Origin of the sequence: Bacteroides sp. GD17, assembly GCF_038448625.1 — a bacterium.
In the GTDB taxonomy this organism is placed as follows: domain Bacteria; phylum Bacteroidota; class Bacteroidia; order Bacteroidales; family Bacteroidaceae; genus Bacteroides.
In genome coordinates, this window is record NZ_JBCEZS010000006.1 from 33471 (window position 1) to 48272 (window position 14802).

17 protein-coding genes are annotated in these 14802 nt (G+C 40.4%); all 17 read right to left on the bottom strand.

What is annotated here, in order from left to right:
- Positions 1 to 62 precede the first annotated feature (62 nt).
- Positions 63 to 1073 (bottom strand): pseudaminic acid synthase, encoded by a 1011-nt coding sequence (gene pseI, locus AAE250_RS10955; RefSeq protein WP_294600929.1) that lies wholly within the window; start codon positions 1071 to 1073, stop codon positions 63 to 65.
- Positions 1066 to 1761: a hypothetical protein gene (locus AAE250_RS10960; RefSeq protein WP_294600931.1), complete on the bottom strand. Its 696-nt coding sequence runs from the start codon at positions 1759 to 1761 to the stop codon at positions 1066 to 1068. The genes pseI and AAE250_RS10960 overlap by 8 nt, the downstream gene beginning before the upstream one ends.
- Before the next feature lie 16 nt (positions 1762 to 1777).
- Entirely contained in the window at positions 1778 to 2779 is a 1002-nt protein-coding gene (locus tag AAE250_RS10965; protein WP_294601077.1) for a ketoacyl-ACP synthase III, read from the bottom strand.
- Between the two features lie 7 nt (positions 2780 to 2786).
- Positions 2787 to 3539, bottom strand: a complete 753-nt coding sequence (locus AAE250_RS10970; RefSeq protein ID WP_294600933.1) for an SDR family NAD(P)-dependent oxidoreductase — start codon at positions 3537 to 3539, stop codon at positions 2787 to 2789.
- The gene (locus AAE250_RS10975; RefSeq protein WP_294600934.1) at positions 3532 to 3768 is read right to left on the bottom strand and encodes an acyl carrier protein; all 237 of its coding nucleotides are present in this window, start codon (positions 3766 to 3768) and stop codon (positions 3532 to 3534) included. The genes AAE250_RS10970 and AAE250_RS10975 overlap by 8 nt, the downstream gene beginning before the upstream one ends.
- Positions 3768 to 4352, bottom strand: a complete 585-nt coding sequence (locus tag AAE250_RS10980; RefSeq protein WP_294600936.1) for a GNAT family N-acetyltransferase — start codon at positions 4350 to 4352, stop codon at positions 3768 to 3770. The genes AAE250_RS10975 and AAE250_RS10980 overlap by 1 nt, the downstream gene beginning before the upstream one ends.
- Before the next feature lie 25 nt (positions 4353 to 4377).
- Positions 4378 to 5358 carry a UDP-2,4-diacetamido-2,4,6-trideoxy-beta-L-altropyranose hydrolase gene (gene pseG / locus AAE250_RS10985; protein ID WP_294600938.1) on the bottom strand — a complete coding sequence of 327 codons (981 nt, stop codon included), beginning with the start codon at positions 5356 to 5358 and terminating at the stop codon, positions 4378 to 4380.
- A gap of 15 nt (positions 5359 to 5373) precedes the next feature.
- Positions 5374 to 6090 carry an acylneuraminate cytidylyltransferase family protein gene (locus AAE250_RS10990; RefSeq protein WP_294600940.1) on the bottom strand — a complete coding sequence of 239 codons (717 nt, stop codon included), beginning with the start codon at positions 6088 to 6090 and terminating at the stop codon, positions 5374 to 5376.
- Complete coding sequence (locus AAE250_RS10995; protein WP_294600941.1) at positions 6075 to 6815, bottom strand: SDR family oxidoreductase; 741 nt, start codon at positions 6813 to 6815, stop codon at positions 6075 to 6077. The genes AAE250_RS10990 and AAE250_RS10995 overlap by 16 nt, the downstream gene beginning before the upstream one ends.
- Complete coding sequence (locus AAE250_RS11000; RefSeq protein WP_294600943.1) at positions 6805 to 7692, bottom strand: Gfo/Idh/MocA family protein; 888 nt, start codon at positions 7690 to 7692, stop codon at positions 6805 to 6807. The genes AAE250_RS10995 and AAE250_RS11000 overlap by 11 nt, the downstream gene beginning before the upstream one ends.
- Positions 7689 to 8540, bottom strand: coding sequence for an aldo/keto reductase (locus tag AAE250_RS11005; protein ID WP_294600944.1), 852 nt, complete (start codon positions 8538 to 8540; stop codon positions 7689 to 7691). Before AAE250_RS11005 ends, AAE250_RS11000 begins: the two co-directional genes overlap by 4 nt.
- A complete protein-coding gene (gene pseC, locus AAE250_RS11010) occupies positions 8537 to 9700 on the bottom strand; it encodes a UDP-4-amino-4,6-dideoxy-N-acetyl-beta-L-altrosamine transaminase (RefSeq protein ID WP_294600946.1) in 1164 nt (387 codons plus the stop codon). Before pseC ends, AAE250_RS11005 begins: the two co-directional genes overlap by 4 nt.
- On the bottom strand, positions 9697 to 10719 hold the full coding sequence (gene pseB / locus AAE250_RS11015; protein WP_294600948.1) for a UDP-N-acetylglucosamine 4,6-dehydratase (inverting): 1023 nt from the start codon (positions 10717 to 10719) through the stop codon (positions 9697 to 9699). Before pseB ends, pseC begins: the two co-directional genes overlap by 4 nt.
- A gap of 43 nt (positions 10720 to 10762) precedes the next feature.
- Positions 10763 to 11251: a UpxZ family transcription anti-terminator antagonist gene (locus tag AAE250_RS11020; protein ID WP_342288901.1), complete on the bottom strand. Its 489-nt coding sequence runs from the start codon at positions 11249 to 11251 to the stop codon at positions 10763 to 10765.
- Between the two features lie 28 nt (positions 11252 to 11279).
- Entirely contained in the window at positions 11280 to 11816 is a 537-nt protein-coding gene (locus tag AAE250_RS11025) for a UpxY family transcription antiterminator (protein ID WP_342288902.1), read from the bottom strand.
- Positions 11817 to 12451: 635 nt separating this feature from the next.
- Positions 12452 to 13114 carry a lipoyl(octanoyl) transferase LipB gene (gene lipB / locus AAE250_RS11030; protein ID WP_294600954.1) on the bottom strand — a complete coding sequence of 221 codons (663 nt, stop codon included), beginning with the start codon at positions 13112 to 13114 and terminating at the stop codon, positions 12452 to 12454.
- 43 nt (positions 13115 to 13157) lie between these two features.
- A complete protein-coding gene (locus tag AAE250_RS11035; protein ID WP_446715753.1) occupies positions 13158 to 14777 on the bottom strand; it encodes a RagB/SusD family nutrient uptake outer membrane protein in 1620 nt (539 codons plus the stop codon).
- Positions 14778 to 14802 lie beyond the last annotated feature (25 nt).

Below are 14802 nucleotides of genomic sequence, written 5' to 3' on the forward strand. Positions count from 1 at the left end.
AATAAAAAGATATTGAATGTCCTAGTCCACAATGCGTTTATTGGAAAATATCATATAAAAAATTATTCTAATATATCATTAAAGCTCAAAGGAGTACCTCTTTCAATGTTACGAGCAGCCCTTTTTCCTAAGACATCATTTAAGTATTTAGGTTCCAATCCATTTCCCGGACGTATCGAACGGATGTTATTTTTATCAAAAAGATCACCGGCCTTCATATTGTTCACAACAAATAAGGAACGACAGAATTCACGTCCTTTTATCTTTGTAACATCTACAGGATAAGAAACCTGCCCTATGGCAGCTTCAACCTCTCTTACCTGCTTCACCATTAAAGCAAATTCATCAGGTTCCATTGAGAACGAAGCATCAGGCCCTCCTATTTTGCGATCCATGATAAAATGTTTCTCTATCACAGTGGCTCCCATAGCAACCGAAGCTATGGAAACGGTAGTTCCTATTGTATGATCCGACAATCCCACCGGAACTTGAAAACGCTTTTGCATATCTGTAATTACAGACAAGTTGGCATCGGAAACCTGAGCCGGATAAGCGGATGTACATTTCAAAAGAGTTACCTGCTCATTTCCTACACTCGTACATGCTTGCAGAGCCAGATTTATGTCATCCACTGTAGCAATACCGGTAGAAATAATCATAGGTTTACCTTTAGAGGCTGCATATTTTATCAACTCTATATCGGTTATCTCAAAAGAAGCAATTTTATAGATCGGATTATTTAATGTCTCCAAAAAATCAACCGCACTCCTGTCAAAAGGAGTAGAAAAACAAATTAGTCCTTCTTCCTTAGCTACATGAAAAATTTCCTCATGCCATTCCCATGGAGTGTATGCCTTCTGATACAAATGATACAGATTTTCTCCATTCCAAATAGTACCATGAATCTTAAACCATTCTTTATTACTGTCAATAGTCATAGTATCTGCAGTATAAGTCTGTATCTTTACAGCATCTGCACCACATTTCTTTGCAGCACGAACAGTATCAAGAGCAACTTTCTTATTATGATTATGATTTGCCGAGAGTTCAGCTATAATAAATGTTTTATCCATAATTATTCTTTGTGATTTTTACGTCAGCTATAATGCTGCCATCCGCTTTGATGGAAGCACATGTAAATTCATATTTGAAAGCACCCTTTTCAATATAGGCATGGGGGGTATCCTTCCGCATCCAACATACGGATATAATTAAAACATCCTCAATTTTTTCTAACTCATTCATGTCACTTTGTTCTGGCTTACGTCTCTTAAATATAACAGGCTCACCAACTTGTGGCATTGGCTGCAAATCATTTTGAAGGATATCAAATATCATTTTTTCAATCTGATCATTAGCTCTAATAAAGATTTCTTCGGCAGTTCCCAATAAAGATAAATCCATTTTCAGATAAACCGGTCCTGTATCCAAACCCGCCTCTACACGAAGCGCCGAGAGTTTTGTCGCTGTTAATCCTCTAACTATAAGGTTTTGCAACGGACTTTCCCCACGTCCATAAGGCAAATCTGTCATATGAAATAATATACACTCATATTGTTTAAAAATAGAAGGAGGAATAATATAAGACCAGTGCGGAATAAATATTTTAACCGGTGATATTGAATCAATCCGTTCAATTGTAAAATCCTCTTTCTTGGATATTAAGTAAAAAGAATATTGAGGCATTGTTGATTGAAGACAACAAAGTAATTTCTTATTCCAAGTCTTTTCTGAAACGATTAAAACACTCTCCAAACTCATGATTGACAGGAATTAATTAAAACTGCAAAATCGTCCCTCCCCATGAATATCCTACACCAAATCCTGCTATCATTACTTTTGAATTGATCCGGATACTTCCATCATCTAAAGCCTCGCGAAGTGCAATGGGAATAGTATTGGATACTGTATTTCCGTAGTTAGCCAAACAGTTATAGAATTTTTCCGGAGCAATTTTTATCTTCTTACGGAGGAAATCAAGCATATACTTGTTAGCCTGATGAAAAACAAAAAGATCAATATCTTCCTTTTCCATTCTATTTTGCCTCAACGTGTCTTTGACCAAAGGAGGAACATTATCCAACGTAAAAGTAAATATCTCGCTTCCATTCATAAAAAGATAATCCGATGAATGGGGATTACCATTCTCATCGAATACCAAATCGTTTTGTTTTTCAGGGAAACGAGCACCTCCGGATTTGATTATCAAATTTTCACATCCACTACCATCAGTACCTAAACTGAAGTTTCCAATCTCGACAATACCTTCAGTGCTTATCACTGTAGCCGTAGCAGCATCTCCAAAAATAGTGCGGTTTCCTTTATCGTGTGGATGTAGATGCTTGTTATACGTTTCAGCTGTCAAGAACAGAACATTATGGGCTATTCCTCCATAAATTAATCCTTTGGCCAACGACAATCCATAAACATACCCGGAGCATCCTAAATTAAAATCTAAAGCACCGATTGTAGTACGCAATCCTAAACGATCCTGTACGATACAGGCGGATGTAGGCAATATATAATCAGGGCTTTGCGTGCAAAGTAGTACAAAGTCAATATCTTCTCTATTTACTTCACCACGGGCAAATAAGATTTCTGCCGCATCAATAGCCAAATCCGTAGCTGTTTCACCGACCGCAGCCACATGGCGCTTGTTCACACCGACCTTCAACGCTATCTTTTCAACACTCCACTCCGGGAAATCGCGCACAATATCCTCATTGGTCACAACACTTTCCGGCAAATAATAGCCAATAGATTTTATATATGCTTTCATCATATCATTATGCTAGAGTTCCCTCGCCCCCTCCTGTTAAATCGATACTGCTACCGGTCATCCAGGAAGAAGCGTCAGACAAAAGATAAATAGTAAGATAAGCCACATCTTCAGGCTTACCATAACGTTTTAATGGATATTTAGCTTGCAACTCCTCGTAATTTACTCCCATATCAACTGAATCTTTTACAACTAATTCAGTCCATACCATAGCAGGGCAAATAGAATTAACCCGTATCTTTTGCGGGGCCAATTCCAACCCCAAAACTTGGGCATATCCCAAGATGGCACCTTTAGAAGCGGAATAAATTGCATTTCCTACAGAAGGGGCAAAAGGAGCACGTGACGCTATAAATACGATAGAAGCCTCTTTTGCTATTTTCTTTTTCTTCAACAATTGCTTCTGAAGTAATACCGGACCATAGAAGTTGGGGCTAAGCACAGTCTCTAAATCACTCTTCTTGATAGTTTTGCAAAGAGTTCTACTATTCACGCCGGCATTGTGCACCACTCCCTTTAATTGTGGAAGAGAATCAACCAAATTAACAATATCCTCTTCATTCATCAAGTTGCAAGTAATTGCCATATGATTACCCGGCCGCATCAAAGAAAGCGTTTCGTCCAAACGTTCTTTATTGCGAGCAGTGATAATTAAAGTTGCTCCCATATACGAGCATTCTACAGCAATAGAACGACCTATCCCTGATGAAGCCCCCGTAATAAGTATTTTTTTTCCTTCTAAAGAAAAGGGATTATACATTCTTGCGAGATTTTACAATTTCAAATAAGTCGGCAATAGTGTCAGAAGCACGCAGGTCATCGCCTTTAATGCGTATGTCATACTCTTCATCTACCATAGCAATGATAGAAAGCGCCATCATGGACGACCACTCATCCAATTGTTTAAACTCGGTATCAGCTGCAAATGCAGATGCATCAGTTTCTTCGAACTGCTCTGCGAACTTAGAAATAAATTCTTGAAATTCCATTATTTATTAGCTTTTATAAATTTAGCAAATTTTATTACATTCTGTTTATCTTCCCGGTTTGCGTGAAACATATCCGGACTTAAGTTCAATTCGTAATAACGATAACCGTTCTTCTCTTTCATTCCAATAGTTTCACAGCCAATGAAGCAATCAATAAGATAAGCCATTCGATTATTTTCATTAACGGCACCATATAGAGAATTTATATGCAGACAATCTATAGCAAATGCAAACATTTGATAAACAAAGGGCAAGCCGTCTCCTGTATTAATATAATCCGGTCGCATATAGTAGCCTAATTCACCGGTACTTTCTACAATATCAGTTGACGTAAGAGACACTGCCCCCACCGGCTCACCTTGATAACTCACCAACCAATAGTAAGCATCCTCTCTCGTGCAAAGCGACTGTATATATTTGATATGCGATTCGTAGGGGATAAAGTCTGAATTGTACATCCATCGCCTCACTTCTTCATGATTCCGCCATTCGAGCACCTGACGTATCAAATTATCAGAGAGGCAAATGTAGTTAGTAAATGTATAGTCACCTATAGTATAAACCTTTTTTTTGTCTATTTCCATTCTAAACTAAATAACTTCATTTATCTTATTTACACCCATAATCCCTACACTCCAGTTCTTGAAACAATGAGATATATCGTTCCTGAATATGACTGTCCATATTAGTATTAGTTGATTGCAGAAGATTCACACTGCGTAAATTGATAGACGGTCGTTCCACGTACCCCAATCCTATGATCCAATCATTTAAAGAAAGCAAATTATAGAAATCAGCCTGATTATCCACATACCATCCTGCAGCCACTTTAACACCACATGCCAAAGCTTCCATGCATACTGAACTGGCAGAACAAATCACCAAATCAGAATCACAAAAGAGATCAGCCATCTCTTGGGCTGTAAGACGAGAACGATAAACGAGACGCTTATTTTCTTTTAAAGGATTACGAGGTTTATAAGCATCACCCACCACCGCAGTAACCCTATTCACTGTACTAAGTTGTAGCACCTGATTTACGAAATAGCCGGTAATATCGTGAATATCACTTCCTCCAAAACATATAGTCACTTTCTCTATTTTGTCTGAAAAGACATGTTCTTTCTTCGTTGCCTCCAAGAATGGTTTACGCAACAACGCCCAGTCGAATCCCAAACACAGTTTTGTATAGATTTCCACATCAAAAAGTACAGGGTTCGTTTGACCGTGGTTAATCACAGCATCAGCCACATAGTGCTTGTTGTGCATGTCATCAATGCAAACTAAGCGGCAACCTTTCTTCTTGATGGCGCGTTGGTAGTCGGTAGTAAAGAAATAGTTATCGAGGACTACGATCTCGTTTCCTGCAAGGCACGCCAAGAATTCATCAAAATGAGTTGCTTCGTTCAAGGCAATATACGGACACACTTCCTCTATTTCACCTTTCTGATAATCAGTAGGATGGCAAGTAAAAAAGGTACAATCAAAATCCTCCTTCAACATATCGGCCAAAGCCAGAGTACGGATAAAGTGACCATAACCGATAGTAGCGCTTGCATCGGCACGGAAAAAAATCTTTTGCCTATTCACCGTATATATGACAAATCAACTATTTGGATTCAATAATTTATAAACAGCTTTAGCCATATCCACATCCTCATAATTATCTATATCCACAGCACTTTTCCAATCTATTTCAAAATAGATATGTTCCCCATAAAAACTATTCCATTTCATAAGATGCTGTCTTTTTGCAATCCATATTGCACCAGAAGGACAATACAACTCACATAAATCTTGAGAACGAGACTTCAAAGCTTTAGGAAATAAAGCTTCTCCTTTTCCTTTTTCATCCAATTTAAAAGCCCACCAAGGATTCATAAACCCAAACTTAAAACAACTAATCTGAGCTGCCGTCTCATTATCTATAAAATGATCAAAAGACTTTATGATATCTTCACGCCCCCTTATAGGACAATTCGCCATCAATAAAGTAACCGTGTCATAAGTCTCTTTAAAATACGCTTCGGCTTGTTTCAAAGAAAAGATTACAGCCGTTGACACCGGAGTGTAAGAATCTGCCGCTTCTGCCCTAAGAAAAGGAACTTCTGCTCCATATTGAACAGAAATATCAGCTATATCTTTACTGTCCGTACTTACAATCACTCTATCGAATTTCCCAGAAGAAATGGCTGCCTCAATCGTATAAGCAATCATCGGACGGCCAAAGAAATCTATTATATTCTTATTCTTGACCCGTTGACTACCACCACGTGCCGGTATTATTGCTATTGACTTATTCTCATTTACCATATTCCCCATCCTCCATCTACTTTAATATTTTCACCAGTCATATAGGTAGACTTGTCAGAAATTAGAAAATCCACACTACCAACAACTTCTTTATCTTCCATCATCCTCTTTTGAGGACACAATTTAGCATAACGCTCTTGAAATGCCATATCAACACGGCCTAGAATTCCCCCTAATGAAATACAATTTACAGAAATTCCACTATCTGCAAAGAACACAGCCAAGCATTTTGTCAAATGGATTAATGAAGCTTTTGCACAAGCATATTGAAGGGGAAATCGATGAACTCCCTCATACAGCATTGGATTATAAGCATTCACTCCATACATAGAAGATATATTCACAATCTTCTCCAATGACATAGTTCGAGACAATCCGATAGAAAGTAAATAAGGTGTTACCACATCAATTTGATACTCCATCATCCAATTGTCAGGAGAAATAAAGCCATCATCTTCTACTTTTAATGCTTCTATATTTCTTGCATTATTTACCAGATAATTCACGTCTAATTTGCTTTCAACCAAATTATTTATCATTTCATCTACAGCATTCGGCTGAGAAAAATCTACCTGTACTCCACAAACATTGGGGCGTCCAGCTTTCAGCTTTTCTATATTTCGTATATTTCTTGAAGTAAAAACTACATTATAACCTTTATCCGCATAATGATTCACTAAAACAGTACCAACTTTCCCCGTTCCTCCCGTTATTAATATCGTCTTATTTTCCATTACACTTCTCTATTATTTCTACAGCCTTCAACGTCCTCACTTTTGAATCATTTATTTTCTCCTTCCGTACAATGCTCACAAACTCACAAAGAGCTCTCTTAAAAGCACTGAAGGTATCATGAAATATTATTTCTTGAGTTGATTTTGTCCCATATATCACTATTTTTATAGGAGAATTACAATCTCCCAATGTCTTGAAAGAAGTGATAATACCATTGTCCCAGTTTAAGATCGCAGTCCGATTACTTAAACCATCACTCACTTTTATATTATTTATCTTTGAGAAATTCAAAAGACGGAGAACCGGATCAATAATATGTATAGAATATTTCTCCCAATCTTTTCCTACTGTAGCCTCAACATATCTAATCTCACCTAGATTTTGAGCTAAAATCAACTCCGGAGCAAAAGACATAGCAGAACAAGAGAAAACCTGTCCTTCAAATTTCTCAAGAGCATATATTCTGTATGCTTCTTCTAAAGATATTGCTAATGGTTTATCTATATAAATAGGCAATCCGGCTTCTATAAAAGGCTTTGCATATTGATAATGGGTCTTACTATCATCTCGGGCAAGTAATATCGCATCAACTCTTCCTATCATATCCGTATAATCAGCAACAACATTTGGTATATTTGAAGCCAAAGCAACATGTTCTGAAATTCTAAGGTTTTGAGTCCAAATACAGTCTACCTGACAATTAGGAATAGTGTCCTCTGGAAATTTCTGCCTCGATAAATATTCAGGAATAACCGGAAAAGGACAATCTTTCATATACTCATAATTCATGCCATTAAATATAGCAGACCAAGAATAAGGGTGTCCATTGCCATCACTAAGACCAATGATACCCAATTTTAGTAAGTCATTCCTCATTTGTACCAATTTGAAGGGTTCAACAATTCTGTTTCTTCTACATCTATAGAAAGATCTATCCTTTTATTTAGAACAGACCTTATATTGTCTGCCAACTGTGTTGCATTATCGACACCGATAAGAACACCATCAATGTATTTATTTTGCAAATTATAATTAATTGCAACTTCCGTTACAGACATATTCTCAAGAGAAGCATAATCATCAATTATACACAAATATTTTTTTAAAGCCTGTAACTTGATAGGTAATTTCTCTCTATCCATAAAAAACAGCCCTTGCAGAAAGGTACTTCTTGCATAAATTTCAACATTACGTCTATGTAGCACCTCCAAATATGGTTCAAACTGGCGATCTAGTATATTATATGGAAACTGAATAATATCAAATTCATCCCCTTTAGACAAAATAAGTTCCAATTCTTCTTTTGTATAAATAGAGAATCCTATTTTTTCTACTTTTTGAGACTCTTTCAGAGCCTTAAACTCTTCCCATATACCAGGATACTCCCTATACATTTCGAAATGGTGTAAGAGATAGCCGTATAACGAATCAACCCGAAGATTTTCTAATGTATTGTAAAGTGTGCAGCTAACAGACAAATCATTTTTCGGATATTTAGAAATAAGCTTAAAATTATAATCAATTTCAGGTAACAATTTTCCTAGAACCTTTTCGGCATTACCATAGGCTGAAGATGTATCCAATATAGAAATATTATTTTCACCTGCCAGTTGAAGAATAGACAAAATCTCGCATGGTTCAACTTGCCCTGCACTATTATTTACTCCATAATCCAATCCGAATTGTACTGTACCAAGTACGATTTTTTCTACTAAGTTCCTCATTTTTTAATAAAGTCAATTACCTTATTAATTACATATTCCTGCTCCTCATCCGTCAACGTGGGATACATCGGCAAACTCAAACAATGATCATAGTACTCCTCCACTATAGGAAGATCACCTTTCTTATTACCAAACTGTTGATAATAAGGCATAAGATGAAGAGGAGCATAATGCACCTGAGCATAGATATTGTTCTCGTGCAAATAATTATAAAGCCCCAAGCGATCATCCACCTGGATAATGTAAAGATGGTAGGCATGATAAGCATCAGCAGCATTGAACGGAGTCTTGATGCTATCTATTTTGGAAAACGCCTCATTATAGCGTTGCACGATTTCGTGGCGACGGTCAAGACCGGCCTTTGCTCTACTTAATTGGGATATCCCCAAAGCGGCCTGAAAATCAGTCAGACGATAGTTAAAGCCCAGTTCCTGCATCTCGTAATACCAACCGCCTTGATGCTCATGAAGCAAAGAAGGATCTTTAGTAATACCATGTGTACGATAAAGGCAAAGCCTATCGTAGATTTCCTTACTATTGGTGGTAACCATTCCTCCCTCACCCGTAGCAATATGCTTCACCGGATGGAAAGAGAATACAGCACATTCAGCAAAACGCCCATTACCACAATATTGCTGCTCACCTTTACTGTCGGTAAAATAACCACCGGGAGCATGACAAGCATCTTCGATGATCCACAAACCATATTCATCGGCAAGTTTGCGGAAGGCTTCCAAATCAACAGGATATCCGGCAAAGTCAACCGGGACAATACCCTTGTAAGTGCCTTTGGGTGCAGCCTTCAACATAGCCTCGAGCTTATGGATGTCCATAAGATAAGTATCCTTATCAATATCACAGAACACGACTTCACCACCACAGTAGCGAATGCAATTGGCACTGGCTGCGAAAGTCATGGGAGTAACAATAACCTTATCACCGGGTTTCACATTCAGCGCTGTTGCAGCAAGGTGCAAACCGGAAGTGGCGTTATTCACTGCTACGGCAAATCGGGCACCTACATATTCGGCAAACTTCGTTTCAAATTCTTTGATCTTAGGACCTTGCGTCAGGTAATCGCTTTTCAAAGTCTCGATGACTGCCTGAATATCCTCGTCAGTGATGTGCTGGCGACCGTATGGAATAGGCTTGTTTATCATTTCACCTCGAAATTAGGGTCAACGTATTTCTTGATATTCTCGCGCATGGACTCTACTGTTTCCCACTCCGTATTGCTATCACTGCTGTAGTGAAAACCATTGGGGACGGGCACTGCATTATGATGCTTGAGAAACTCTTCACGTTTGTGCTTAAAAGATACAGAGGGAAGAATGACATAGTACCTGCCCAAGTCAATGGTATCAAGGGCATCTGTCACAGTAATCATTTCTTCGTGCAACTTCTCTCCCGGACGAATACCGACTTCTACTTGCGGTAAGTTGGAAGCTATAGCCGTAGCCACATCCTTAATATGATAGGAAGGAATCTTCGGAATAAAGATTTCACCACCCAAGTGATGACCGATAGCATACATCACAAGAGCTACACCGGCTTCAAGGGAAATATTGAAACGCGTCATGCGCATATCGGTTATAGGAAGTTCGGTAGCACCATTATCACGCTTATTGATAAAGAAAGGAATGACTGAACCGCGGGAACCCATCACATTGCCATAACGAACGACAGAGAACTTGATATCCTTGGAACCGCTGATGTTGTTGGCTGCGGTAAAGAGTTTATCGGAAGTAAGTTTGGTAGCTCCATAAAGGTTGATGGGGGCACAAGCTTTGTCAGTAGAGAGAGCCACCACATGATGAACACCGGTAGAGAGCGCTGCTTTTATCACGTTTTGCGCACCGTGCACATTGGTTTTGATACACTCTTCAGGATTATATTCAGCAGTATCAACCTGCTTGATGGCGGCAGCATGAATAATCACATCTACTCCTTCACAGGCACGCGTCAGGCGTTCCAGGTCACGGACATCACCAATAAAATAACGCATCTGCGGATACTTCCGCTCAGGATACTTCTGCTTCAGTTCGAACTGCTTCAGCTCATCACGCGAATAAATAATAATTTTCTTTACTTGCGGATAATCACGGAGAATGGTTTCCACAAACTTCTTACCGAAAGAACCTGTTCCTCCGGTAATCAATACGGATTTGTTATTAAGCATTATAATAGATTATTAATTACGAATGAATATAAATTCGCAATTTTCATTCATCAATATATTCCCAAGGATAAGGATTGTCAATCACATTCTGAAACTCAGCGATAGCTTCCTGCTGCTCGGGAGTAAGCGATGCTGCGTCCCAGGCGGCGATGATAGCGCGGGCTTCATCGGCCAAAGGCTCGTCGAATACTTCACCATAGCAAGCGGTAAGCAGACGGAGCTTCAACAACGAAGCAGGAAAAGCATCAAGGATGTCCCAACAACGGTCCAAGACTTCCTGGACGTGTTTCTGCTTCTCGCCGTGGTCGATGAATGATGCGCTATAGCCCATCAGGAGAGCAAGACAGACATTAGCCTGCTCTTCAATGGTAGAGCCTTTGACACCGGAATTATATAAAACCGTGGTCAGACGATAAACTTCGCCGTTGCGGCGGGACAGGTCATCGCTATAGACGGGACTCCCGTCCATACCCAAATACATCAGGTCGTGCGCGGCACGCTGAAGAGTGATTGTTTCTTCGGAAAGAGACATGATTATTTATGATTTATGATTTCAGATGTTATTTGATTACTTCTATAAGATCCGGGTGGATGGTGGCCATGGCAACAGCGATGACGCCTTGTATCTGGATGACTACACGACGGTCGCGGGCACCTTTCACTTTTAGGAAAACACCTTCCTGACCTTCGAATTCGCCACCCATAACACGAACTTTAGTGCCTTTCGACAAGTTCAGCTCATCGGGCTGAAAGTATAGGAGATGATCGTTGTAGGTACCGGATACGGCGATGAAACGCTGCATATCCTTGTCGGGGACGATGATCTTCTGTCCGCTACGGGTATCGGTGATATATTGCAGGTAAGTGACCTGCGACTTGACACGCTTCAATTCAGAAGGACGGGCATGGACAAAGAGCAGATTGTGAACGACAGGAACCAAAGCGCGGACTTTCTTCCCTTTTTTCATGCTAATTTTGTATTGCATGGGGACGAAACAACCTAAGTTTTCCTTTTCGAGCAACCGCATGGCATCGGGCTCTCTGCGGTAGGTGGCACGCATGGCATACCATATTTCGCTCTCTTTCTCTGTTTCCATCCTATGATTATTTCAGAAAAGGGTGTTCTTTCGGGGCTTTGAACTTCTTGCATACACTTGAAATTCAATCACTTGCGAGCACTTTATATGAATTACGACAAGCTTTGTACTCTTCTTGCCAACAGATTTTCTGTAGTTGTTCATTACCTTGCAGGTAAAAAGCTATAAACGAACGGATTACAAGCAAAAAGCGTTCAATAGACGTTCGTTTTTTGGACGTCAAGATTTAGAAAAACAGGAGGAGTAGAGTTTAATAAAAGAGAACGGAATTTTAAATTATAGAGAATGAATCCCATTGTACTAGACACCAGCAGATTACGCAACAAATAGAGATATAATCTAAAAGATTTTTATTAAACATTTTGCGGATAAAAAAAACAGCATTATCTTTGCGTCCATTAAACGAACGTTTAAAAGACACTTCTAAAACTACATACTATTCATTTGAATATCATTTAATTAAGCAGAAATATAGCGCTATCGAAAACTCCTTATCAAAAGATTAGTCTCTAATCACATGGCCTTACACTACCTTTGCGATTTTTACATTCTGAATATAATAATATAGGGCTTCGTGTATCCTTTAGACACACGAAGCCCTATATTATTAATTAACTCCTTACCCACCGAATCGATCAGCGTTGAAGCAACTTTTTAAGTTCTTCGCAAAGGCGTTCTTTCACTTCTTTCATCGGCACTTCACGCCCTAACTCTTTCTGCAGAGAAGTGACTCCTTTATCTATAAATCCGCAAGGATTGATATAGCTGAAATAACGCAAATCGGTATTCACATTCAGAGCCAGTCCGTGCATCGTGACATAATGGCTGCTACGTACACCGATAGCACATATTTTACGGGCACGGGGCGTATTGCCATCCAGCCATACTCCGGTTGCTTTTTCCAAACGCCCGGCGGTGATGCCATACGAGGCACAAACACGGATTACAGCCTCTTCCAGCAAATGAACATACTCTTTCAACCCCAAAGAAAACTCTTCGAGGTTCAGGATAGGATAACAAACCAATTGCCCCGGACCATGATAAGTGATATCCCCGCCACGGTCTATGTGATAGAGCGTGGCACCTATCTTTTGAAGTTGTTCCTCACTCAAAAGCATATTGCCTTCCTTACCACTGCGCCCCAACGTATATACATGCGGATGCTCGCAGAGCACAATATGATTTACATACTCCTCTCCCGCCTGTTTGGCATGCACAAGTGCATCAAACCATTCTGTCTGCCGGTTCCATGCTCCGGCATAGGGTATTACTTCCCAATCTGATACTTCTAATTTCATGCAAGCAAAGATAATGATTTTTTAGCGATCATTCATCACCATTTTAATATCCTTTATTCTGCTCCAAGCGTTTATTCATCCTCAGCACATTCCCCGGAATAGGAAACACGGTAGTATATCCGTTTTCTTCCCCCGGCAATTGCTGGCGATTGCTGTACTCGCGCGTAAACATCCCGAAACGGACAAGATCCTGGCGGCGCCATCCTTCCCAGGCAAATTCCATCAACCGCTCATCCAGCAAGTTCTCCAAAGTTGCCGGACGCGCAGCAGCCCCTACACGACTACAAACCTGCGCCAATTCCCCATCCCCGTCTTCTCCATTGCGAACTTTTGCTTCACTCTTCATCAACAGCACATCGGCATAGCGGAACAGTACAATATCATTCTCCATCAACTTGCCATCTTTGGTTGCATTCACATCTATGGCATATTTTTTCATCCGGGCACCCGCCGTCTTTTCGTAAGGGGTATCCGAAATATCCACCGCCACCTCCCACGGATGATACTCCAACACAGTTCCATCGTCCAGCTTGATTGCATTCCCTTTCAAATCGTACACCACACCGGCAAAGTAGCATTTATCAAAACGAGGATCTACCTCAGCAGTATCATATCCAAACACACGCAATGCATCTATCGTAGCACTGGAACCATTCTCGCCACTCAGTCCGTAAGCCTTGGCATGATTGTAATGACGCGAACGGAACAAGTATTGCATCTGATTGGTATAGAGAGTCTTATTCATAGGGATAGTGAAGATATTCTCCGCCGAAGATTCATTGTAAACGGCAAAGTTCGCTTCATATTGAGGTTCCAACCGATATCCCATAGCGGCAATCCGGTCACAATAGGCAATCACTGTTTGCCAGGCATTCAACTGCTGTCCGTCTACCGTAAAGTAGATGCTCTTTCCATCGGGACGCACTCCATCCGTCCAGTCATTGTCTGTATAGACTTCCGCATTCAGTGCCAGCTTGGCAAGCAGGAAGTAAACCACCGGACGGGTGAGACGGCCATAATAATCGCCCGACTGATTGCTATGATTCTCTGCAAGCAGAGGAGCAGCTTCCTGCAATTCCTTCACCACAAAATCGAAGATTTCTTTTCTCTCCTTCTGCACCACTTCGTCCATAGATACGGAAGAAGAAAGCACCAACGGCACGCGCCCGAACAAATCCATCAGATAATAATAGTACATGGCACGCACGGCGCGTACTTCCGCCAAATAGCCCGGCAACTCCGGAGAATCGTGGGTTGCTTGAAACTTCTGAATCTGCTCTACCGATTTATTACTCAGCATCACTACTTTATAGAGATACTCCCAGGTAGCCTGAATAGCATCATTGTTCACGCCCCACTCATGCAGGTACAATCCCTGCCAGAAGCCACCGTCGTACCAGTCACCGCCACGGGTGGGCATGATGGCCTCATCGGTGGTAAACGTATTCAAATCGTACACGCCGCGGCCGGTTCCTTGCAGTCCCTGACTGTCGGCATATCCGCCTACATAATTATAAAGTGACGCCACGGCATTCAAATACAAATCGGAAAGCGTCCGATAGGCATCGTTCTCGTCGATCCCGTCGCGAGGATCTTCTTTCAGGAAACCATTGCAAGCTACAAGCAACGGAAAGCAGCAAGCGGCAATCAGCCAATATATCATCCGAAACTTCTTCATAATGCTCTTC

Coding starts and splice junctions, on each gene's coding strand:
- pseI (WP_294600929.1), bottom strand. CDS start 1,073: ATGGATAAAACATTTATTATAGCTGAACTCTCGGCAAATCATAATCAT.
- AAE250_RS10960 (WP_294600931.1), bottom strand. CDS start 1,761: ATGAGTTTGGAGAGTGTTTTAATCGTTTCAGAAAAGACTTGGAATAAG.
- AAE250_RS10965 (WP_294601077.1), bottom strand. CDS start 2,779: ATGAAAGCATATATAAAATCTATTGGCTATTATTTGCCGGAAAGTGTT.
- AAE250_RS10970 (WP_294600933.1), bottom strand. CDS start 3,539: ATGTATAATCCCTTTTCTTTAGAAGGAAAAAAAATACTTATTACGGGG.
- AAE250_RS10975 (WP_294600934.1), bottom strand. CDS start 3,768: ATGGAATTTCAAGAATTTATTTCTAAGTTCGCAGAGCAGTTCGAAGAA.
- AAE250_RS10980 (WP_294600936.1), bottom strand. CDS start 4,352: ATGGAAATAGACAAAAAAAAGGTTTATACTATAGGTGACTATACATTT.
- AAE250_RS10990 (WP_294600940.1), bottom strand. CDS start 6,090: ATGGGGAATATGGTAAATGAGAATAAGTCAATAGCAATAATACCGGCA.
- AAE250_RS10995 (WP_294600941.1), bottom strand. CDS start 6,815: ATGGAAAATAAGACGATATTAATAACGGGAGGAACGGGGAAAGTTGGT.
- AAE250_RS11000 (WP_294600943.1), bottom strand. CDS start 7,692: ATGAGGAATGACTTACTAAAATTGGGTATCATTGGTCTTAGTGATGGC.
- AAE250_RS11005 (WP_294600944.1), bottom strand. CDS start 8,540: ATGAGGAACTTAGTAGAAAAAATCGTACTTGGTACAGTACAATTCGGA.
- pseC (WP_294600946.1), bottom strand. CDS start 9,700: ATGATAAACAAGCCTATTCCATACGGTCGCCAGCACATCACTGACGAG.
- pseB (WP_294600948.1), bottom strand. CDS start 10,719: ATGCTTAATAACAAATCCGTATTGATTACCGGAGGAACAGGTTCTTTC.
- AAE250_RS11020 (WP_342288901.1), bottom strand. CDS start 11,251: ATGTCTCTTTCCGAAGAAACAATCACTCTTCAGCGTGCCGCGCACGAC.
- AAE250_RS11025 (WP_342288902.1), bottom strand. CDS start 11,816: ATGGAAACAGAGAAAGAGAGCGAAATATGGTATGCCATGCGTGCCACC.
- lipB (WP_294600954.1), bottom strand. CDS start 13,114: ATGAAATTAGAAGTATCAGATTGGGAAGTAATACCCTATGCCGGAGCA.
- AAE250_RS11035 (WP_446715753.1), bottom strand. CDS start 14,777: ATGATATATTGGCTGATTGCCGCTTGCTGCTTTCCGTTGCTTGTAGCT.